General features: G+C 46.1%; 20 protein-coding genes. 17 read left to right on the forward strand and 3 right to left on the reverse strand.

Annotated features, from left to right (window positions below; translation table 11 throughout):
• Positions 1-153 precede the first annotated feature (153 nt).
• The 9 genes from ACI1P1_RS12065 (at position 154) to ACI1P1_RS12105 (ending at position 7,570) form a co-directional block, all read left to right on the forward strand.
• On the forward strand, positions 154-906 hold the full coding sequence (locus ACI1P1_RS12065) for a hypothetical protein (RefSeq protein WP_416216639.1): 753 nt from the start codon (positions 154-156) through the stop codon (positions 904-906).
• Positions 903-1,991, forward strand: a complete 1,089-nt coding sequence (locus ACI1P1_RS12070; protein ID WP_416216640.1) for a nucleoside/nucleotide kinase family protein — start codon at positions 903-905, stop codon at positions 1,989-1,991. The genes ACI1P1_RS12065 and ACI1P1_RS12070 overlap by 4 nt, the downstream gene beginning before the upstream one ends.
• Positions 1,992-1,993: 2 nt before the next feature.
• Positions 1,994-3,433: an ATPase, T2SS/T4P/T4SS family gene (locus ACI1P1_RS12075; protein ID WP_416216641.1), complete on the forward strand. Its 1,440-nt coding sequence runs from the start codon at positions 1,994-1,996 to the stop codon at positions 3,431-3,433.
• Positions 3,430-4,494 carry a hypothetical protein gene (locus ACI1P1_RS12080; protein ID WP_416216642.1) on the forward strand — a complete coding sequence of 355 codons (1,065 nt, stop codon included), beginning with the start codon at positions 3,430-3,432 and terminating at the stop codon, positions 4,492-4,494. Before ACI1P1_RS12075 ends, ACI1P1_RS12080 begins: the two co-directional genes overlap by 4 nt.
• Before the next feature lie 16 nt (positions 4,495-4,510).
• The gene (locus ACI1P1_RS12085; RefSeq protein ID WP_416216643.1) at positions 4,511-5,395 is read left to right on the forward strand and encodes a hypothetical protein; all 885 of its coding nucleotides are present in this window, start codon (positions 4,511-4,513) and stop codon (positions 5,393-5,395) included.
• Positions 5,396-5,416: 21 nt separating this feature from the next.
• Complete coding sequence (locus ACI1P1_RS12090; RefSeq protein WP_416216644.1) at positions 5,417-5,575, forward strand: hypothetical protein; 159 nt, start codon at positions 5,417-5,419, stop codon at positions 5,573-5,575.
• A 271-nt stretch (positions 5,576-5,846) separates the two neighbouring features.
• The gene (locus tag ACI1P1_RS12095) at positions 5,847-6,236 is read left to right on the forward strand and encodes a hypothetical protein (RefSeq protein WP_416216645.1); all 390 of its coding nucleotides are present in this window, start codon (positions 5,847-5,849) and stop codon (positions 6,234-6,236) included.
• Positions 6,237-6,240: 4 nt separating this feature from the next.
• On the forward strand, positions 6,241-6,774 hold the full coding sequence (locus tag ACI1P1_RS12100; protein ID WP_416216646.1) for a hypothetical protein: 534 nt from the start codon (positions 6,241-6,243) through the stop codon (positions 6,772-6,774).
• Positions 6,775-6,862: 88 nt separating this feature from the next.
• Positions 6,863-7,570, forward strand: a complete 708-nt coding sequence (locus ACI1P1_RS12105; protein WP_416216647.1) for a DNA-methyltransferase — start codon at positions 6,863-6,865, stop codon at positions 7,568-7,570.
• A 279-nt stretch (positions 7,571-7,849) separates the two neighbouring features.
• Here the strand turns inward: ACI1P1_RS12105 and ACI1P1_RS12110 are convergent, their stop codons facing one another.
• The 3 genes from ACI1P1_RS12110 to ACI1P1_RS12120 all read right to left on the reverse strand — a co-directional run bounded on the left by ACI1P1_RS12110 (position 7,850) and on the right by ACI1P1_RS12120 (position 9,238).
• Entirely contained in the window at positions 7,850-8,227 is a 378-nt protein-coding gene (locus ACI1P1_RS12110) for a type II toxin-antitoxin system death-on-curing family toxin (protein WP_416216648.1), read from the reverse strand.
• Positions 8,227-8,373 (reverse strand): hypothetical protein, encoded by a 147-nt coding sequence (locus tag ACI1P1_RS12115; RefSeq protein ID WP_416216649.1) that lies wholly within the window; start codon positions 8,371-8,373, stop codon positions 8,227-8,229. Before ACI1P1_RS12115 ends, ACI1P1_RS12110 begins: the two co-directional genes overlap by 1 nt.
• A 232-nt stretch (positions 8,374-8,605) precedes the next feature.
• On the reverse strand, positions 8,606-9,238 hold the full coding sequence (locus ACI1P1_RS12120) for a hypothetical protein (protein WP_416216650.1): 633 nt from the start codon (positions 9,236-9,238) through the stop codon (positions 8,606-8,608).
• 324 nt (positions 9,239-9,562) lie between these two features.
• On the opposite strand from ACI1P1_RS12120, the gene ACI1P1_RS12125 reads away from it, so the two are divergent.
• The 8 genes from ACI1P1_RS12125 (at position 9,563) to ACI1P1_RS12160 (ending at position 22,620) form a co-directional block, all read left to right on the forward strand.
• Positions 9,563-10,219, forward strand: a complete 657-nt coding sequence (locus ACI1P1_RS12125) for a hypothetical protein (protein WP_416216651.1) — start codon at positions 9,563-9,565, stop codon at positions 10,217-10,219.
• 359 nt (positions 10,220-10,578) lie between these two features.
• On the forward strand, positions 10,579-11,433 hold the full coding sequence (locus tag ACI1P1_RS12130) for a tyrosine-type recombinase/integrase (protein WP_416216652.1): 855 nt from the start codon (positions 10,579-10,581) through the stop codon (positions 11,431-11,433).
• Positions 11,434-11,445: 12 nt separating this feature from the next.
• A complete protein-coding gene (locus tag ACI1P1_RS12135) occupies positions 11,446-12,195 on the forward strand; it encodes a hypothetical protein (protein ID WP_416216653.1) in 750 nt (249 codons plus the stop codon).
• 105 nt (positions 12,196-12,300) lie between these two features.
• Positions 12,301-13,470, forward strand: a complete 1,170-nt coding sequence (locus tag ACI1P1_RS12140; RefSeq protein ID WP_416216654.1) for an S-layer homology domain-containing protein — start codon at positions 12,301-12,303, stop codon at positions 13,468-13,470.
• 152 nt (positions 13,471-13,622) lie between these two features.
• Positions 13,623-20,249, forward strand: coding sequence for a PKD domain-containing protein (locus ACI1P1_RS12145; protein WP_416216655.1), 6,627 nt, complete (start codon positions 13,623-13,625; stop codon positions 20,247-20,249).
• A gap of 50 nt (positions 20,250-20,299) precedes the next feature.
• A complete protein-coding gene (locus tag ACI1P1_RS12150; protein ID WP_416216656.1) occupies positions 20,300-20,524 on the forward strand; it encodes a hypothetical protein in 225 nt (74 codons plus the stop codon).
• Positions 20,517-21,620 carry a hypothetical protein gene (locus ACI1P1_RS12155; protein WP_416216657.1) on the forward strand — a complete coding sequence of 368 codons (1,104 nt, stop codon included), beginning with the start codon at positions 20,517-20,519 and terminating at the stop codon, positions 21,618-21,620. Before ACI1P1_RS12150 ends, ACI1P1_RS12155 begins: the two co-directional genes overlap by 8 nt.
• 142 nt (positions 21,621-21,762) lie before the next feature.
• On the forward strand, positions 21,763-22,620 hold the full coding sequence (locus ACI1P1_RS12160) for a metal-dependent hydrolase (protein ID WP_416216658.1): 858 nt from the start codon (positions 21,763-21,765) through the stop codon (positions 22,618-22,620).
• Positions 22,621-22,689 lie beyond the last annotated feature (69 nt).

A 22,689-nucleotide genomic window follows, 5' to 3' on the forward strand; every position in this document is an offset into this window, starting at 1 on the left:
GAGAAGAATAATAATATGAAATGGTAATCATCCAAAATCATACTTTTCACGGACACCACATCTGGAAATCCATAGTAAAGTGATATTGTCAAGAAATTGAGTCGGTCTATGGATCGGCTTTTATCTTTTATGCTCAGGAAGGGAGGTGAAAAGGTGCAAATTAAAGTCCGATCATTATTTTTTGTCGCAATAGGAACATTTGTGATTGGCGTTTCCATGTTCCTGCTGATCTTCTTCCGAGGTCAGGAGCTTTTGCCCCATCAGATTGTTTTCGTCCCGAATGGTGGTGTGAAGCTTGAGGAGCATACCCAAATTACAGGTCAAAACTTCAAGGCTCTTTTAATGCCCAAGGAAGTATTGGCGGCTGCTGTAAGCCCCAATATGATCACATTAGACAATATGGAAGTGATCATGAACAAAACGTTAGTCATGCCCTTGTATGCGGATGACGCGATTACACTTAACCATGTTCGGGATGATGTGCTTGTCCCCAGACAAGGTGAAAATGAATATCCCATCCCAGCCAGCTGGTTGGAGGTTATGGACTGGACGGGGCGCTCCGGTGACGAGGCAGAGATCTGGCTTTTCCCCACCAACCAACTGAAGCAGCAGTACACTACAAAGTCAGTGAAAGAGGCGCATGTAGAGACGGTGATTCAGCCGGTGCCAGATACGGTAGAGCGTCCTCTAAAAAAGCCGATTTTGGATACTGTTCGGCTGCGTTATGTGGTTGATGGTACAAACCGTTCCGTCAAAAACGCTACAGAAGCACAGGATCGAAGCGATGCTACTGGGGAACCTGTAAAAATGAAAGCCAATTTGACTCCGGAGCAATACGCACAACTGAAAGGTGCCGTAGAAGAAGGTTACAAGCTAATTGTAGTTGCAAAAGGGGTGTTACGGTGAAAGTAACAGTTATAGGTACTACAAGCCGACTAGTCCAGCTGGTTCGGGATATCCCGGGCGTTCAAGATGTATATTACTCAAACAATAGCGAACGCCAGCCAGCAGACTGGGTCATCCTGGATGGGGTTGAATATGCTCCACTGGAGCAGATTCTGGGTACTGAATCCGGCAAGATAATCTATGTGTATCCGGCGCGTCAGGGATTCGATGAGCCCCATTACAAACGGATGCGGGAAAAATGTAATTTACACCAGGTCCCGATCTTGACAGACTTATCGGATGATCAACTGACTGAAGAGGTGGAACGGCGTTTATTCCCGGATCGGTTCGTCGAACAAATACAACCGTCCCTTGCATTGATTGGCTGCCACAGAAATGCAGGTCGAAAAACCATCGGGCGAGCTCTAGCAAGGGAACTGGCCACCCGAACTACCGGGAAGGTAGGGTTCATTGATTTAGATCCATACGCTTACAGCTTGAAGGAAGGGACCATTTGGCAGTTGTACCGGGAATACGAGGCCGGAGTGCTGACGGTAGCCCGGATCCAGGAATCAGCCATTTTGCGGGATGGGGTCTGGGAAATTGGTGGCAATCCGAAGCTGGATGCAGCGAGGGCATTCCAACCTGAAAAGATTGAGCAACTGTTAAGGCTGGTCGAGCAGGCATTTGATGTGACCATTTTCTCTATAGCACCGTATTGGGATAACTCCCTGACCTTGGTGCCCCTTAAAATATTCCCGCGTCAATACTTGCTAGCCACCAGTCAAGCAGCAGCTATGGATGAATTTTATGAGGTCATGTCTCAATTGTATTTCCTGACTTGGCTTAACTTGAGGGAGAGACCGTTCATCTTCAACTATGAGGGACAAGGGATGGAACCCAAGGCTGCCGTCGCCAGTAAACTGGGAGCCGGGGCTATTGCCTCCATACCTTATAGTAGTCGGCTTCAGGGCAATGATGATACTCAGCTTATTCAATCGCTATTAGTCCGGTTTACAGACGTACTAATATCAGAGCTGCAGTTGCCCCGGAAGGAGCTTTTGGCAGCTAAGAAGGGCTTTGTGCAGCGTTTAAGAGGGGGATAAATATGGGAGAAGTAGATTTTCGTCAGCTTGCTGATTATGTGAAGGATGAGACGCATGTGGTTGAACGGACCAAGCGTTTCGATCCGAACAAATTTGATGAAGCTATTCGGGTACTCGATGATTACTTTGAAATTCGCCTAAAAAAAGCAGATGCTACCGCCAAAGAGGAATACTTGAATCAGCAGCATATGGCGACCATTGGACACCCCAAAGAAACCCAGCAAATGAAGGCCATTATTCAGTCTATCGTGGATGAAAATCGGCTCCATGATGTGCCATATCCCCCCATTTATGAAAGCCTGGTCGATGCCCTATTTCACGAAACGTGGGGGCTAGGTGCCGTTAGTGTGGTATATGAACGTAAACGACATATTGGGAAATGGCGGGTCAATAATCGAAACATCTGGTATCGGGAAAAAGGGGAGAAACGGCGCATTCATGAACAGTATCGGACGGATGCTGGGGTGCTCCGGATGATTGAAAATCTATTGCGTAATGATGACCAGCAGATTGTAAAACACGGAAGGGAATATGCACAATTGCAGATGTTTGACGGCACTCGGGTTACCATCACTTTGCCCCCTATGACACGTCACCCTTCCGTTGTCTTTCGGCGTAAAACGGAGCAAATGTTTACGTTGGTACGGCAAGCCGAATGGGGCACGATTGCAGCGGATGCAATACCCATCTATCGGATGATGAGCCGGTGCGGAACCAAGATTGTGCTGACGGGGGAGCCGGGAACGGCCAAGACCACCATGGCCAAAGCTTTGTTTGCTGAGACCAAGCCGGATAAGGTGACCATTGCCGCGGAGCTGGTGTACGAGTTGGATTTGCAAAAAGACTTCCCGGATCGGGATATCTCGGAGTATGAAGGGGACGAGACCAACATGGCCTCTGTGATCATTCCCTTGACGCTTCGCCAGGATGCTGAACAGTATCTGATGGGCGAGATCCGGGAAGTGGAAGCCCCAGGCTTCAAAGAAATTTGCGCCAATACCACGGGAACCGTCCTCACGACGATGCATGAGGTGGATTCAACGAACGTGCCGGGTACACTGGCCCGGAAGGAACTGCGGCAATCCAGCGGGATGAACTATGCGATGAGCCTTGTCGAATATGCCAGTAAGATTGACTTTGTACAAGTCATGGCGTTTGGCGAGGACCAATCTGTAATCCGAAATCTGGAGGTATCAAGCATAGAGGTAGATCCGATTTCGTTGGCCGTAAGCAGCCGTAGAATCATCTGGTTTGATGGAGAACTGTGGCATTTTCATTGCGATTTGGACAAGAGGCTTGCCCAAAGGATGCGGCGTTACGATCCGGAGGCATATGATACCGGCATGCGGCGGTTACAGGAACTGACGAAAAAGTCCCCCATTCCGGAAGAGGAACGGGTGGTAAGGCTGCTTACACCGATTACAGGAGGTGGGCGAGAGTGATGGTGCTGGAGGGTCTCTGGCAGGGGTTACAGCAGCGCTGGATGGGGGTAAGTGCCCTACTTATTTTAATCGGGTCCTTATTGTTAGGGGGGCTTCTATGGGCCAAGGCAAGCTACCTTAAGGAGCGGACAAGTGATGCCAATATTTATGCTGCCTTGCTTCGCGTATACCAACCGCGCCAAGACTCGCTACCCAACAGTAGAATACTGGCTTATTTGGCCAAGCATATGATGACTGTTTTTCACGTGCCTCTGGCTAAAGTTCGTCTTGCTAATAGCCTGTTAATCATTATTAGTTTTGGTTTGGGTTTGACAGTAGCAAGCCAGGCTACATCCATTTACATAGGGTGGCATGGGGATTTACCCTACAATATGTTTACAATTTGGCTGCCGGTAGCATTGGGACTGTTTGCCTGTTTTCTACCGTTTTTGGCTATCCACGCCTTGCTGCAGATCGTTCGCGTCAGAGCCAGTCATCAATTGTTGCCCTATCTCGAGGAATTTGAGAAACAGTATCTGGCACGAGGGGCGGTTAAACCGGCACTCGACAATATGGTGACATTATCCCAAGGTAAATATCAGGAAATGACAATCGTATTGGTGCACAGCATCCAGCGGGGCAATAGGGACAAAATATTTGAAGCTCTGGAGCTGTTCAATCATCAAGTGGCTACCCGGTTTGCGGAGACATTCACTGTTTTGCTTCGAGAGGGACTAGGTATAGGGCTGCCGGTTAAAAAGCCTGCCAAGCATAACAGCAGTGTCTCCTATGCTAAGGATATTGGAGTTGGATTGCGGAGCCTGATTGAGCGTATGCATGCCCAGCAACGGGTACAAGCAGCAGATGCCCCAAAAAAACGGGAATTAAGCCAAGTCGGTCTGCTGACATTCCCGGTGTTATACGGTGCCCATTACTACGCTAAGGGCCTCCTAACAGACAAAGCAAGGCATTACCTGTTTGAGATCCCCAGCCAGCTCAATTTAATGATGGCCGCTATTTTAATTGGATGCATAGCCTGTGCGCTAAATATTATTTTAGGGCGCCGAAAATTAGATTTGTGAAAGGAGGATTTAGGGAATGCAATGGATTTGGAACCATATGCTGTCCATTTTACTTTTTGGCGCACTTGGTTGCACATTGTTGGCTTCCGCGCTTGTGTTGATTTCAATAGATGGTGGCCGACGACAACTGGTGATGGCGGAAATGAAGCAAGCCATCAAATGGGGTATTGTTACCCCAATTCAATTCGGACAAAAAATCTATGCCTCAGAAGCAACAGACGAGCTCCTGGAAAGTATGGGATGGAGAAAATATATAAGTGGCCCAACCATAAAGATGATCCGTGATGGAATTACACTCCTGTTAATGGCTTATGTATTGATGCAATTCCACGGCCCCGAGTTGGTGCGCCCCATTGTTTATGTTGTGTTTGTTTTTCTTACTTTGACTCCTGGTCCGCCAGGTCCTTTCTATGCGTTTATTCGTCCATTATTCCAACGTATCCAGCGGCACCGGGCCAACAGGGAAGTCGCCCTGTTGATTCAACTACTGCGGAATGAAACGCAATCGGAAGTGCAGCAGAGTGTTATTGCTCTAATCCGGCAATTCCGGCCCTATACGAAGGCATTGGAAAACGACCTGTACATGTTAGAACACGACTGGCGGAAGGGTAAGGAAGAGGCGCTGGCGCGCTGGCAGCGGCGTCATCCTAAGAATGAAGACATTGCCTACCTGATCTCTTTACTGCGGAGTATAGACGAGATTGGCTATACCGACTGCGCCAAATCCCTCGCGGCAAATGAAAAGACACTCCATGACCGGCAAGCCGCAAATTACACCAGCAAGATGCAGGATCTTAACCGTTTTCTCTTTATTTTTAATATTACCGGTGTCGTATTGGCTTGCTTATGGTTTGTCATGGCTGTATTTCAATGGGCCTACGGCATGGACACCGGACTATAACATTTGGAGGATGATTAAATCATGGAATTTTCAACAAACCAGGTATTGAGTATTGGTCTTATCGCCGTGCTGGCACTCACATTAATTTTTGCACCGACAACCGGCCTGTCGGCTAAAGCGACAAATGCTCAAGCTAAAGCAGCAACAAAAATTGATAGTGTTGTTACAAAATACGAATAAATAGGATCGGAGCGCAGTCGGTATAGCGAGTCCCGTCTAGTTCAATAAAGAGGAGGCAGATTGTATGATCTATGTACTTGATCGTCTTTTAGGCTTTGTGCTCATGTATATGGTTGTAGGAGCTGGAATCGCCCTTTTCATGATTCTAACTGATTTATCTAATACCCAGAGAAGGATGACGGAAACGCGGAGCAACCTTAAGCGCTTCTTACTGATCATGTCTACATGGGCATTCCGTTGGGAGCGAAGTAGGAGATAGGAGGAATCGGCCATGGGATTTGCCTTGGAGATGATTGTATATCTATTGATCTCCACCATGATGAGTGTATCCATCATGCTTGGTTATGCGGATGGAAAAAATGATTCTTATATCCAGACAGCTGTTACGGAGGCTATGCTCAAAGCACCTCCGTATGGGTATATTACACCGGAGATTCAGGCTGATGTAAAAACGTTTTTGCAAGAGACCAGGGGAATGGACCCCGACCAAGTTGTTATCGAGGGTACGACGAGCGTCTATGATCGCAAAGCTAAAGGCAGCTCGGGAAAAATTGAACTACGGGTGAGGTATCCACGGAAGACGCTGATTTTCATGGGCGGTATTCTGACCGACGAGTATAAGGCCAAACGTACCATATCTTCGGAATACAAAGAGCGGTGAGGACATGAAAACCGTTTTTAAGTTATCCGTATGGATGATCGCCTGGATGATGCTGTACGTCTTCCAGGTACAGGACCGTACGCTGCAGAGGGGTGAAGGTCAGATGTATGGAGCAGCCATTGTTGCGGCCCATGATGCTGCAGTAGAAAGTATTATGAGCCAAGAGGATGGATTTATGACCTTTGACCCCGTGCTTGGTACGGCAGCTTATAAAAAAAGCCTGGCTGTCAACGTTGGTCTTGACCCTATTACGCTTGTTCCAAACCCTAATACCCTATTGCGAGAACCCGTTAAAATAATTGGCCTCTTTTTTCTGGGTGATGATAAAGCACCGAAGGATGGAGCCGGGTCTCCGCAATATCCATATACATTTAGCGAGACAGCCACATACCGTGGACAGACCATCCTGGTCAAGGAGACCATATATGGCCCAAGCGTGGTCAGTGTAATTGAGTTTACCCATGATGTCATGACTCCCATTGGGAGACCAGTAACATATAAAAAAGCGACATACCGGTATTGGGACCGGGCCTTGTAAGAAAAGGGTTTATCCCCTCATCACCAATGGTGAGGGGTTTTATACAACCAGAAAACGAACATATGTTCCAGAAAAAGGAGAGAGGCAAATGATTTACAACATGGATAGCATTGCAGGTGCTAAACAATTCCTCCCCGATGAATCAGTAGATGTTATTGTAACAGACCCTCCTTATAACCTCGGCTTCAGCGGTACAACGCAAACCCGGACCCGAAAGCCAAGGTTCCAGACGATCCGGAATGACAATCTAACCCTCCAGGAGTACCAACGGTTCACCTTTCAATGGCTTCGGCAAGCTCATCGTGTATTGAAGACAGGCCGGCACATCTACGTATTCATAGATTGGCGGATGTACCCTTATATGGCCATTTGGATGCGCAAAGTGGGGTTCACAATCAAAAACTGCCTGGTCTGGGATAAGGTCAATATGGGGGTAGGATGGCAGTACCGGTATCAGCATGAATTTATTATCTTTGCCGCGAAGGGTAAAGAGAAGGCGCGGCGGATCAGGTCGCGTAAATCCACTGATGTTGTTCGTGTGCCGCGGATCAGTGGGAACAAAACAATTCATCCAACGGAAAAGCCGGTTGAGCTCATGGAGGCATTCATTCACAACAGCACAGAGAAAGGTGAGCTTGTAGCTGATTTCTTTTTAGGTTCTGGTCCTGTATACGAAGCTGCCCAAAAACTGGGCCGAGCATGTGTGGGATTTGAAATTGATGAGGAACATTTCCATACAGCCTCATTGCGGGGGAATAAAGAAGAAAATAATTCACTGGAGAAACAGGAGGGTTAAAAATGGATTTGGAAATCATTAAACTGGATGGATCTTTGAAATTTGGGGTACCTGGGGGTTACATCAAACCACCGGATATACCTTTCAAAATAAAGACACGGGAGCATTCCTGGGTTTTTCCGATTTTAAGGGACCATATATTCCGGTAGGTGGGAAAAGAGCTTTAGAGCATTAGAGCAAATCTTAGCTGGTGGTGGGTTTATTAGCTCAGAAGGGATGGTATGGCTATATCCCATGTAACGCAATAAGGAACGCTTCCCTCTGAGGGTGCGTTCCTTATTATGTCCGCCGTTCCAGCCAAGCGGCAAGCTGTTCAACGTTCAATTCGTGTGTGGCCACAGCAATTGCCACACGAAACAATTCTTCCGGATCACATTGTAAGGGCCGGTGGTTTAAATCGAGGAATGCTAAGCAAGTCAGTACACCCGTGCGCTTATTCCCGTCAAAAAAGGGATGGGCTGTAATGATGCCATGCATGTAGGTGGCTGCTTTTAAAAATAATCCAGGATACAGTTCATGACCGAATGATTCCTGAAAAGGTTTCTCGGCTATGAAATCAATGTATCCTGGATCTTTTTCTCCAGCTAAACCACCGTCTCCATCAAGGACAATATCGTGAAAAAGCCTGATTTGCTCTGGAAGTATGGAGATATACATTAGTTTTTGGCCAACTTTTTAAAGGTCTCACGATATTTATCAAACTGCTTTTTTGCAGCTGCTGTAGCTTGTGCATTGGTTACAGTTGTTGTCTGAACGGATTGCTTTTTATTGATCATGTTATCATCACCCATCTTGTCGGTCATAACCTCGCCTCCTCAACTATTCCCACTTTAACCATATAGGAATGGAGATATGCAAAGGAGATGTTAATTGTACCGTTTACTTGCTTATATTTTACCAAATCTAAGGTTTCTTAGCTAGATCAAAAACACCCTAAAAAAGAGCACCGACCTAAAAAGGTCATTTTCCTGTCGCAGAGGGACCGGATATGACCTATTTTTAGAATGATGATAGAAAATGACTTGATAATGTGCTCTATCTCGTTTGTAGATACTGGATCTCAACTGCTCCACCGTCGTATCGTATAATTACAATGTCGCCGTTTACTAACGTCAGAATCTCAGTTAACTTCAAATCGTCCTCATGAATGCCTTCATAACTGTTAAGTAAGTATGCGTTACGTCTGAAGGCTCGTTGTAAATAATACAAAGCTCTTTTCTCATTATTAAATGGCAACACTATGATCTTACCAGATTTATAAAACCGTATTTCCTTCTTGTTCGCAACAAATGGAATACGGTTACTCCATAGATCGGCTACTTCCTTCCAGGGCAGCACATCAGGGCCAAGTTTATTTACCGTTAGACAATATTCTATTGCAGTAGGTGGGTAATTGATCATGAAAAGATACGGACCGATGACTTTTTGTAATGAAATTTCACTGGATTCGGGCGATACATTCCCTTCAGCCTCTTCGATGAACTTCACAACTTGCTTCAGCGTGGCTTCATTGATTGTTCCAACTTCCTTGTTTCCCTCTTCTTCAAATTCAAGATATGACCTCTTGTAAATTATTCCTTTTGTAATATGGAGTGAATACTGGTTCTTATCACTAGCCCATTCTTCTGCACCCAGGAAACGTATAATATCTTTTAGTGCTGGAGTCATCTCTATTCATCCTCTCAAAGGTCTTGTTTTTAAAGTTAAATTCGTTAAAGTGAGCATAAATCCTTTTTAATTCGACAAACTATTCTGTCTTTGGACATTGCAATAAAGATCAAACTTTCTGTCCAGCGACAGAATAACGACTTGATCTTGAATTTCTTCTTCTGCAGTTGTCCGAGAAGTATAAAGTTAAAATTCTGATAATATAGACTCAACCTTGGTAAAAAAGTATTGGATCCAACGCGGTCAAACGAATAGTATAGCGCAACAGACTACCGGTTGGCTTCTCTTACATGTTATTATGTTGAGGGGGAGGCATGATATCATTTGGATCAGTTGCTTGTTCGAAAAACATTTCTCGATTACATGATAAAGCACATGCACGGATATAACTTGCTTGGGGAAAAGGCTCTTACAGAAATGCTCTCCGACATAAAGGATGATACTAAGGAGTCTAGCGATTCTTATAGCATGCTTGCTCAGGAGTTGTATATACAAGAAAAACTACATACCGCGGTGAACATATATCCAAATCATTTTTACTCGTCTTTGGTACTGACGATATATTCCTTTCTTGAAGGAGAACTGCTTGAGGTTTGCAAAATTCTTCATATAACAAGAGGTTTTCCATCTTCCGATGAGGAGCAGACAAGAGACCGCGGGATAAGGCGGTCAAAGAAATATATTGAAAAGTATACAGGAATATCAGTGGATCAGGGGTTATGGGAGGAGATCCTGGAGCTAAACAGAATGAGAAACATTATTGCACATCATGGTCCCGACTTTAATAAGAAACTGCAGCTGCTCGTTGAACAAAACCTCGGGAACCACGTACAGAAGTACGACTTGCTAAAGGAAACACCTTACCGGAATATTCTGCTGAGTTCCAACTATTGTGGAAAGGTGATCGACTTGATTAAAGTGTTTTTGGAGCAGATCTACACCAAGATCCAGGCTGGATCTAGTCTCAATACTAATAAATAGGATACTAATGCAAATTAAGCAGCGACAGTTTAGGACATTTTTTCTTGTCCTTGGCTGTCGCTGTTCGACATTTTAAGGACAGTCAAAGTTATTCTATAGGATATATCTATATAGGGCTTTCCCCATATAATGTGCGATTGTTTATTTTGTGAATTCCAAGGGCAATCTGCGACAGAAAACTTAGAAGGTATACTTGCACAACTATTCATGACATTGTAAAACACAACACAATATAAATTGTGTTGTATAATATGGGTTTAAATGGTACAATTAAGTTGGGTTATGCAACACAATTTCTATGGAATATGCCATTTCCTAATGCAACACAATTGCTTGCTGAATGGAGGGCGGTCGTACTCATGGTTACACTGGATGCATTTGAGGACTATCTCAAAATAAGTGGCAAAAGTGGCAACACGATAAAAGGATATGTTCTGAATGTGAAAATTTATTTGAAATGGTTTCAAGATTCATTTGGCCAAGTTTGTACCGTACTTTATCGCCAAAATATTCTTGAATTTGTTAGCTATCTGAAAAATGTCAAAAACCAAAATGCCAAGACCATTAACCACAAGCTGAGCAGCTTGCGCAGCTATAATGAATTTCTCATAGCTGAAGGTGTACAAGAAGATGCAGTAATCCATAAAACCGACATGATAAAAGTCCAGACTGCCTACGCCTCTCCAACTCAGGTAAGTGAGATCGAAGTCAAGCAGTTTATGCAAAAGGTGCTTGGAAGCAAGGACTCCCGGAACTACGCCATTGTAACCTTGCTTGCTTATACCGGCATGCGCATATCAGAGGCGCTTTCTATTCGGTTGAAGGATTTAAACTTGCAGACAGGAGAATGTATCATAAGGAATGGGAAAGGGGATAAACAGCGTGATGTAATTATGAATTCGAAATTGATTCTTGCCATACGAGAATATATGAAGAATCGGCTTCAATACACTACCGCTAGTTCTTCCCCGTATCTCTTTGTCAGTAAAAAGAACGATACATTAGATCGAACGGTTGTGAATCGTATCTTTCAGCGGTATAGCAAAGTCATTACGCCTCACCAGCTCCGTCACTATTATTGTACCAATGCTCTTGAGAAAGGCTTCACCATTCACGAGGTTGCCAACCAGGCGGGACACTCTAATATCAACACAACGCTTTTATACACGAATCCGGATAAAGCCAAATTGAAAAAGAAAATGGAGTTGCTTTAGGAGAAAATCAAAGTGTATTTATATGCCAATACGAATGGGGATGATTTATTGACAGACGATATTATTCGATTTTATAAAGAAAACATCACATCCTATAGTTTGGTCTTCAAGCATATGAAGCTTACTTACCGGTATGCTCAATTTTCCATTTTTAATTTCATATTTTCTAATATTTTATTCATAGTCAATTTGATTGTAACAATGTCTTTCAAAAACATTGGAATCCCTATATATTTTTTTGTATCGATCATTTTATTTATTCTTTTTCCTGTGGCTCTAAAGAGAAAGGCTATCAAAATATTAAGAAGGAGATACAATATCCGCCCAAACGGAAAAGGGTGGAGAACAAGGGAATTTGATGAGATGAGACTCAAGAAAATGGTTGATTATTTAAATAAATACGATTTATACTCAGACAAAAAAATAGTGAAAATCAAAGAAATTCTACAAAAGAAGATAGAAAGTAATAAGCTCCCTCCCCTTCTTGCACCAGGACTTGCGTTAGCCTTTATTGGCCCGATATGGGTAGAATATGTGAAATATTCCTTTGGAAAAAATAGTGCATCTCAAATGCAGGCTATTGGCTATATGTCAAAAATGTGGGTGGTTATTCTTCTCTGCATAATCGTTTTTAGCTTTATCAAATATGCAATGAAATCAATCAGAGAAATTTTTTCATTTAGTGACACGATCATAATGGCTAAACTGATAGAATTTTTGGACGAAGTTCAGCTTACATTGCCTCCCGAAGCATTAAAATGAGAGTAAGCGTACATTGAATGACGATACAATACATAAATCATACTTTTGAAGAACTATATAACCTGCCAGAAATGATACCTTCATTAAAGGAAGGAGCGTGAATAAATGAAAAGAAATTTTTTGAAATGGTCTTTAGCCATTACAGTAGCCTTGGCCGGTACAATCCCGGCTTCAATTTCTTTCGCAGCAGGTGTATCTTTCCACGACTTGTACGGCCACTGGAGCAAGGCCGCGGTAGAACTGGCGGTGAGCAAGGGTTATGTGGATGGGTATGAGGACGGTACGTTTCGTCCGGACGGGACATTGACGCGGGCCGAGTTCACCAAGCTGGTGGTTACAGCCCTGAAGGTGCCGGTAGATGCTGCCGGTACTGTGTCCGGTGGAGCATGGTACCAGCCGTATGTGTCCGCTGCGACTACTCAAGGCTTCTATAAGACTGCAGATTTTACAGGGTGGGATCAACCCATGACCCGGCTGGAGATGTCGCGGATGGCTTCACGGGCTGCGGGTCTGCAGGCGGAAAATGAAAACCAATGGATGTACCAGGCCACCAAGGCCGGTTTGATTCAAGGTGTGGATGACACGGGCAGCTTGGGGGTGGAAGGGACTACCACACGAGCGCAGTCCGTAACCATCATCGAACGTATCCTCCAGGTTAAGGCTGGGCAGTCGCTGCAGGCAGATAAACATGCGGTGAACCGGGCGGAGCTGCTGTGGCATCAAACCAATATTTTCACGGTTATGCCGGAGTTTTTCAGTAAGGTCTCTTCCACGGATTATTGGTCTACAGATAAATTGACTCTGGCTACTCCGGACGGGCTATGGAAGGGAACCGTGGAGCAACTGGTGGCCATTAATGTGAATGATCTGCAAGATCCCGGATGGGCACTGTTGCCGCCAAGGGATGAATTAAGATGGACGGGGCGTAATGTGAAGGATAGCTTTCCCGTCAAAGATTACAGCAGTTATATTCTTGTCCTGGTCAGTCACGTGGACTATAACAAGGATACTTCTGCATACGCATCCAGAAATGAGGTCAATTTTAGTACAGCAGGTACAAAACAGGGAGATAGCATGCAAATGCTTAAGGGAAAGCTCATTGAGCCAATTAGGGTATTTCATCAAAAATTGAATGACCTGAATGCTATTATCATCCCAAAGCAGTTACCCACCAACAATTATTTTGGAATCAAGATATCTGCACCAAAGATCGGAATTGGAGGAACAGAACGAGTATTGATTGATTCCTGGGCACCTTCAATTATTAATCCATAAATTAAACCCGAAACCATACTTTTTGCGGACAACGCAAGCCTTTTACCCTGCTATACTGGGTACATTCAGAAGATAGGTCATTATGGAAACCGATACCGGACAACCGGGTCGGTTTTCTTTTTTTGACCAACCAAACACCTGGAGGTGCCAAGATGAAAGTGAAGAGAAGGGTCAAAGTGCTGGCGGTGGGAACCGTATTGGGGGTGATGCTGTGGATGATTCTGCTGCCTCTCTTTACGGGTGATACTGCACATGCCCAGACGGTGTCCTATCCAATTAACTATAGTGGGCAGGCGACTGTTGGGTGGCAGGCAGCCTACAGCCGTCATGCCACACTGGATTTACCATTGGCCGCAGAAGCCATCACAGGCAAAAGCATATCTAAAGTAGAGCTGATGCTGGATGGGAGCCCTATTGAGACCTACACTGATATGTCAGGCCAAGCTAGTTGGAGCAAGAGCGTAACTGGCTATGCGGGGACAGCTATTGAGGTCGCATCCTCATATAACTCCACAGTCAAAGGATACTACGCCTGGTACAGAGCTCCAGGAGATACGAAGTGGCAGGCGGACCTTATTTTGCCTGACGGCAGCAGTGAGCACCGGACAGTCGGGGGGATAGGAGAACTGGATAGTTATGGCCTGCCTACAGCCCCAGCAGCTGAAGAGAATAGGTTGACCTTGGGCGGGAGCCGCACATCGGGATTCAAAATTAATGCAGAAAATCCACCTGGAAATCTGACAAAAGGGCAAGAATGGGATTTCAACCTTGTAGATCTGAATCCTTCTTTTGTAGATATCAAAACAAAGGCTGATGAAAAAATTGAGGGGCCTTATGGAACAAGCGGTCAACCAGATATATCGGTACAGCCGTACAGCAGTAACTGGAAGGAAACCTTTATAGGGGACCTACAAAATTTCCGTATCCGATATAAGCAGGACTTCTCGTTTGAACCGGAGGGTGCCTATTATTACAGCACCGATGCTGACAAGGTCAATGTCTACTTCGCGGCATTTGAAACTTCCTTTGTAAGCCACACCTACCGGTACCCCAACGAAATCCGAGTAACGTATGTAGATAAGCCTGGTGCAAGCGCAACACCGACGCCAACCCCTACACCAACGCCCGACAAGGAAAAGATCGTGGCCAACTTTGATATTGAGGAGCCGGTGATCGAGTTTGGTGAACAGAATTGGGCCAGGCCCATCGGATCCTCTGTAACTGGTGGTGGGCACAAACTAAAAGAGTACGTGTGGACAGTCTCCCAGGATGGCCATACGGAGACAATTGCCAATAATGCCTTCATTGCCATGGGTGGATTCCCTCCATCCCCCCGTTGGCTTACAACCGGTACTGTAAGTGTATCGTTAAAGGTTGTATCCACTAGCGGCAATTCTGCTTCAGCTGGACCCAAAACCTTTCAGATTATTAGCCCCACCAACTGCTCCTCGTATAATCCTAACCTAGATTTCTCAGTAGGGTTTGTCGAACATGGAAATCGGGGAGCATGGGAAGCCATTACCTCAGCAGTGGTGGGGGATTATGTGGATGTGCAGGTTATGGCTAAGCGGCCAGATGCGGAAGCTCCACCCTCCGGATCCTATCCGAGAACCTTTACCACCTGGGACTGGAAAACGGCAGCTCAGTCGAGTTCCTGGTTGAAAAAATATTATGAAGGTTACCAGCCCAACGACGATGAAGAATACTATTCCTTTCCTTATAACATGATCTTCACCAATGCGGACATAGGGAGCCATTCGATCAAGGCGACTAGAACGGATGTATGCGGGAATGCAAGATCCAGCACAGCCCAAGTGACTGTGGTTCCTCCCAATCCGGTTGCTGTCATTCGAGGACCGGGAACGGTTAAGGAAGCACGGCCCCTGACCGAAGCGTTTGATTCCAGCTCCAGCTATAGTCCGGTAAAAGGCAGATCTATCAACCATAGCCGCGATGAGTGGGGCAATAAACAAACAGTTTATTACACCCCTGGGACTGAAATCATCACCCTGAAGGTATGGGACAACGGAGGCCTGCCATCCTTGGAAGAAGCGCGGCATACGCTGACCGTTCTCCCAGACTTGCCGCCTGTGGCGTTAGGTAAGGCCCCAGGAAAAGCAATTCGGGGATCCTCGATTACAATCAAGGATGCCTCATACAGCCCGGATGGAGATACCTTAAAGCCAACTGAAATATGGGAGCAATATGATGCCAACAACGATGGCATATATGATGGGGAAACCCTGGTGCCCCTCTCTTTTAATGACGGAAAGTTGACCCGACAATATGACAAGGTGGGGAAGTACAGATACAAGATACGGGCCGTAGAAATTTCTCCACTGGAAAAAGATGATACCAGTTACTTCTATGTAGAAGTGGTTAATGACTCACCTTGGGTAAGCTTTGAAATGTCCTCATTCGTTCAGGAGCCGATGGTAATCCCCACGGTTCCAGTATCTTTGAACCCATCCGATTGGAATGCCACCTCAACGTTTGAGGACAACGTTAAGAAAAACTGGAAAATCAATTCGGATGGTTCGATGGGAACGTATTCTTATGTGGCCAATTTTAAGGGCAGTTGGAGTTCCCAAGATTTCATGCAATATGGAACAGTTGATCCTAACGCAAGTACACTGTTGCAAGAGAAAGGGGATTTGATTTACTCAGGTGATTCGACCAGACAAATAAGACCCATTTATCTGGCTGGCCGGGGGACGATATACATTTATGAACGGACATACTCTGATTGGACCGAACCCTATACAGAGATATATATCCAGAATTTAGCGGGACAGATCGCAAAGGTAGAAGGGAATGGAAAGAGCATCACATTTCCTTCAGGAAAGGCCGGCATTCTAGCGGGAGTCAATACAGCTGCAGATGAGATCATATTTCAAGGGGGATATTTATGGGATGGGTTTGGTTATCGGGTTTATCGGCTCTCCAGTTTCTTTTCTTCCTGGCAGCCCATTAACCTGTATGATGCCCAATTTCAAGTGGTTCCCGTCCTTTTACGGGAATATGCGAAGCCTGTAAGGGGAAGTCCGATTGAGGGTACCCGGCCTGAAATGGACTATGACCGTTCTACTTTGCCCACACAGAATAAACCCAGCTATCTCCCACTTACGGGAGCGGATGGAGCGACCGTGACCATTCCCAATAACAGCTACGACTATAGCCTGTCCAAGAAAAATTCAGCAGGAAACACTGTATGGCAGGTAAGTCTAGCCTATGCGGAGAATGGCCCCTATGGTCCACAAGGCTTTCGGATGATTCCAAAGGGATTAATGTATAACGGTGACGAGACTCGTCTCTTTACCATCGGTGCAAAGGCAAGATCTTATTCGGATGAGGACGGAGAACAGTGGGGATTTATGCATAATATGGTGGAGGTAAGAGATGCAGGTACCGGTAGCTTAATCAACCGCGTATCCCTATCCAGTACGGACTTTGAATATAATATCACAAACCTTTATGCCTATAAAAATAAATTAATCGTGACGGGCGATATGGGATTGCAGATTTATGATCAGGATTTGCAGCTAATATACAATAATCCCTCCATGAAGAATTCCAAATTGCAAGGGGATGGCCTCCTATTCAGTTTAAGTAATGAAACTCAGAGTGGAGGAAATAACCAGACCAATTACGGGGTGACTTACTACGTTATTTTCGACATAAATATAATGCAAGTGATCAATCAAGGAGGAGGCAAGATCCTGCCAGCAGTCTACAATTCGGATCAAAACGATAGCACTACAGATTACATCTCCCATACGTATCAATTTACGGGCTATTACGATGAAACCAGCTTTAGTCATTACAGTTGGTCCAGTGTAAAACAAGTTCCGTATAGAAATAGGCCGCTGATGGCCCATTCGCAGCTCATCAACTCTCAAATTCCACAGTTGTCAGACAGTGTAATCGGTTTTAAGTACCGATATACAGATGAAAGCCGATTGAGTAGCAACACCGCGGGGATGTCATTCCGAATTAAGGATCGCCGGAATATGCTGAGGTTGCAAGTCAGCACGAATAAGCTGAATTTTGTGAAGATTGTAGAAGGTAATGAGACGCTGCTTAAGTCAGAACCCTATTCTTTTGATAAAAATGTCTATTACAATCTGCAAATCCGATCTGCAGGGAGTAAGCACACTGCTTATGTAAACGGGGTTCCTCTTCTAAGCATAGATGACGGCACGTTTGCATCGGGCACCTTCGGTCCTTACTCGGATTTGTTTAACGTCTCCTTTAAGGATGTGACCTACCAGGATCGCGCATCATCCAATAGCTCTCTAACTAAGGATACGGTCATTGTGGATCAAACCATTCAATATGCCCTCACTTATGAGGACACGGAAAGTGATCCGCATCCTTTAGAACTGACCTGGTGGAAGTTCATTCAAACGAACCCGAACAAGTTCCTGGATGCAGGTGATGGTAAAAGTGGATGGTCTGGCATGAACGGGCGAACAGATCACGGCAACCTTCCGAGTCTGGATAAGGTAGGTGTATGGCGGGTGACCCACTGGCTGAAGGATGACCCCCATCCACAATATCCGTATCCGAGCGAGGTGTTCGGGAATTACCGAGGCGAAAGCAATCAGTTTGGCCGGAACATCATCGTCCACCGCAGGCCCGTTGCTTTATTTACGCTCTGGCTGAACGGGGATGGCACGGTGGGGTGGAACGAACAAAGCTACGATCCGGACCGGTGGCTGTCAAATTGGAACTATTCCACAGAGTCGCCGGTATATGCATCCAATCGTGGTATCTACGCACGGAAGTACAAGTACATTACGCCCAGCGGGCTGGAGCAGGAAGGCAAGCTGACGCGGCCCACGGAATCCGGTGTTTATACGGTCAGTGAGGCTGTTATGGATGAATATGGTGCTTGGTCTGACTGGTACGACCAGCAAATCACTGCCAACATTGTTCTGCCTCCTAACAAGCTGCCAGTCGTAGACTTTGAATTGCCAAGTCCAGTGTACCGTGATGACTTGGTGCAGCTGACGAACAAAAGTTATGATCCGGACGGCGATCCGTTGACCTACAGTTGGTCCATCATGAAGCCGCCCTACACGAGCCATCTGTCTACCGGGAAGGATCCGGCATTTATTATTCGAGACCGGGGATTGGGTAAGGATGCGGTCTCCCCCAATTGGTTTATCACCTTGGAGGCCACCGACAGCAAGGGAGAGACGGGCACCAAGACCAAGCCGCTGACGGTGCTGAACCATGTGCCGACCACGGCCATACACGGCAAGCAGGAGGTGCTGATCCGGCAAACCCACAGCTACCAGAGCGGCGGTGCGGATCAGGACAGTGAGGACAACGGGAACCTCTCCTACTACTGGAAGGTGACTGCGCCGGATGGGACGGAGGACAGCTACAGCGGCTCCACTATCAGCCTGACCTTCACGCAGGGCGGTACCTACAAGCTGGAGCATTGGGTCGTGGATCCCGTTGGCGACAGCAGTAATATCGTGCAGCTCCTGGTGAGCGTGGATGACAACAAACCTCCGGTACCGGGCTTTACGATGGCGCCGAACCCGGCTTTCCGGGGGGAGAGCGTGGGCATCGTGAGCATGGCCAGTGATCCGGATGGCATCATTGTCAAACACGACTATTGGATTAGCGGCCCAGGGATCGATCAGCATTGGACAAGCGAACCTAATTGGAATCGCACGTTCAATACCCTGGGGAGCTACACCATCCGGCAACGGGTGGAAGACAACAAGGGCGCAGCTGCGGAAACCTCCCAGGTGCTTCAAGTCATCAATCGGCTGCCCACCGTGGAGCTGACTACACCAAGCGGCCCAGACATAGACAATCCCAGCGTCAATATTCCCCCGTTCCGAGCGGAATGGAGCTATGCGGACCTGGATGGGGACCAGCAGCAAAGCTGGCATTTCCGAATATACGAATACGGCAGCGACCGCTTAATGATTCAAGGCTCGGATACTGGTACAGCCAGTGGGTTTAATGTGGCCCCCGGTGTGCTGGTCGGTGGCACCACTTATTATGCCGTTGTGACCGTTTCAGACGGATATGATACTGTCAGCAGTTCCCCTAAGTTTTTCATATTAAACAGGCCACCGGTGGCCGACTTTGATTGGTCGCCTAAGCCAGTCTACGAAGGAGATACGGTGACTCTTACCAGCTTATCTACTGATCCGGATGGAGACGAACTATTGGAAAAATGGGAGATCAAGGCTCCTGATGGGACAAGCTTAGCTTATGATGCTGCTCATCCCCCAAAATGGACACAGGTTGGAAATTACGATGTTAAATTAACGGTCGTTGACCCGTTTGGAGCGGCTAATAGTATAACAAAAAGTATAACGGTGCTTCCATTAAGTATTGAAGGCCAGGTACATCACACCACCCAGTGGAATTTGAACCGGCAAAAATCAAATTTGGATAAAGGAGACGATCCAGAATCTCCTTGGCTGATAAATCAATTCCTTGCGGGGGAAAAATTCATGCTGATGGCTTCCACTACCAACATTCAAACAGGAAGCACTGTCCAAGCAAATGAAGTTTGGGTAACACTGGTCGACACAGGTGACTGGGACCATCTCTCTTTTACCAGCGGTGCCCGGAATGAATGGGAAGGATCATTATATAAGCCAGAGTTCTATCATCTATCAGAGGGATCAGTAACATTCCTTTTTGAAGTCATCTATAGCAATGGCACGCGCAAGCAGGATCTGGTGGAGGTTGAGATCCGCACCGAGCAGACGGATGACTACTGGCAATTGATTCGAGACAAATAATTATTCATGGGGCATTGCCGCGGCTTTGCCCCAAAAGGAGAGTCATGAAAATGGATATGACGAAAGAGCAAAAGTGGGCATCTTATAAGGCAATGCAATTGGTGGCAAAGGAAGGGAACGTATCTATAGAGGAATCAAGAAAGATGGTCAGAATTGTGCTGAAATCCTTACAAAATGCCTCTGCTACCTATGGACCAGTGGATTTAAGAAGTTTTGGGCTCGAGGGAACAGTATGGTGTGAATCGCTAGAGAAAGGGGATGAACATCTTGGATAAAGTGCTTGTTGTAGGCATGCAAGGGGCCGTTACAGATTCAGATATTATAACGATCCATTACTGCACAAAAGATGAGGCTATGACTAAACTGGCCCAGGATGTACCGAAGCTGTGTGTGATGGCAGAGGAAATGGCTGCTGACATGTTGGAATTAACTGACTGCATGCAGGCACAGATTGAGAAAATTATTGTTGTAGAGCACGTCACGCCAGTAATAGAACGAAAATGGATTCAATACGGTGCTGATGCAGTATGGGAGCTTTCTAACTGGGAGATGCAGCTGCTCCAGAGATATCCTTCTATTCAAGCTCAGAATGACAATAACCCACCCAAACATGATAAAGCTAAATTGAAATGGATGAGACTCCCGAGGCTTTCAGCTGCAGCATTGGAAGAAGAAGAGGACTATCTCTTGTCCCATCAAGGTCGGAAAAAGGAAGCTGTATATAAGCGTAGCCTAGTTTTATCTACTGCCGGAATAAAGGGTTGCTCTGGCGCTACATACAGTGCCATTAAACTTGCTTTGCATGCAGCTGGAATGGGGCGCACGGTTGCATGTGTGGAAGTAATAGAGGAAGAGGAGACATTGGTTTACACCAGTCTAATTCAAGGCTTGGTGGAGGATGCCCATTATCCTGGGGGGTATCATCTTCAGGGTGTAGATTATTACCCTAATCAAAGCTTAGAAAGAGCTGTGGATCTGACTGCTCAGGATTACGATGTAGTTGTACTAGACATGGGACATGCCTTTCATGCAAAAGCACCGGCCATTCATCGCCTCGAATTTCGTCGTGCTGATCTGCCTCTTCTTACAATAGGAGGAGCCCCATGGGATTTCGCGTTTTTTCTGCAATGGTTGGAGAATCGGCCTTATTCGAGAAAAATTCAAGATGTGCTGGTCCATCTTATTGACGATGATGGCTTTAAACGTATGCAGCAAGCGTTGTCTAAGGAGCAGCAGAAATTAATGGGTATTAGGTTGCACCAGGTTCCATATCAACCTTTACAATGGAGCTCGAAGGAGAAAAAGGGAGTCTACGCGGACCTCTTAAAAACAATCCTACCTGATGGTGGGAAACGCCTTATACGCAGCTGAAAAATCATACTTTTTGCGGACAGCGGACTCCCAATTTCCTGGTACATTGGTAATATCAAAAAGGTGTTGAAACATAGCCGACTCGGGTGAAACCGGGTCGGTTTTTACGTTTTCGTGCCGAATGGGAGGAGGTGAAGGTGAAATGAATAAAAATGGACATATCGCATTAGGGCTATTTTTAGGCAGTGCGTATTTGCTATGGCGTTTGCCTCAACCGGAACAGCATATAGTCGAAGCTGGGGTTACCTTGGCAGCAGTGGGTGTGGGTTCCCTGTTGCCGGATATCGACCATAAGACAAGTACGGTAAGCGGGTGGGTGGCACCATTCTCGCCCAAAACAAGGAAGCAATTCAGGCATTGGGGACTTCTTCTCCTTGTCCTGGGAGCAGTGATTTGCATTTTATATTCAACGGGAGTGCTGCGGACTATTCCGGATCGCTTCCATCTTCCGCTGACCCCCAAGCAAGTACAGCAAACCGGATTACTGTTGGTCGGAGCCGGTGTCCTGTTGTCTTTGCTGGCCAGATTAAGAGAGCTGATTTTGCTGGGAGTTGGTGCGTGGCTGCTTTATGCATACATGGTCTACGAGCTGCATTGGTTTATTGCAGTTATTGGGATCAGCGCCATGATCATCCCATTGGTCAAGCATCGAGGCGTTATTCATACGCCCGAATTTGCTTTGGTACTAACGATTGGTGCAGGATCACTGGTCCAGGGCCAGCCGTGGTACACAGTGGCTATTACTTCAGGACTGATCGTAGGGTGGTGGATTCACCTCGTGGGTGATCTGCCAGGCAGCGAGGGAATTCAATCGTTGATCATCCCAAGGATGAAGGTGGCCTTGCATTTATTTAGCAATGGAGGACGAGTGGAGCGTTGGGTGGTAAACGGCTGTTTGGTCCTGACTGTCCTCATCTGGGTGGTGGCAATCGTTTATCAACCAGTAAATCTGTTACCGGGGGTGGATGGGATTAAATATTCCCTTGAAAACCTACTGTAAACCTACTTTAAAAGCACGTCGAGCGGAATTTAACAAATACAAAATGGCTTAACCTACGTTAAACCTACT

It is taken from the genome of Paenibacillus mesotrionivorans (assembly GCF_046098205.1).
GTDB classification, from domain to species: domain Bacteria; phylum Bacillota; class Bacilli; order Paenibacillales; family NBRC-103111; genus Paenibacillus_AR; species Paenibacillus_AR mesotrionivorans.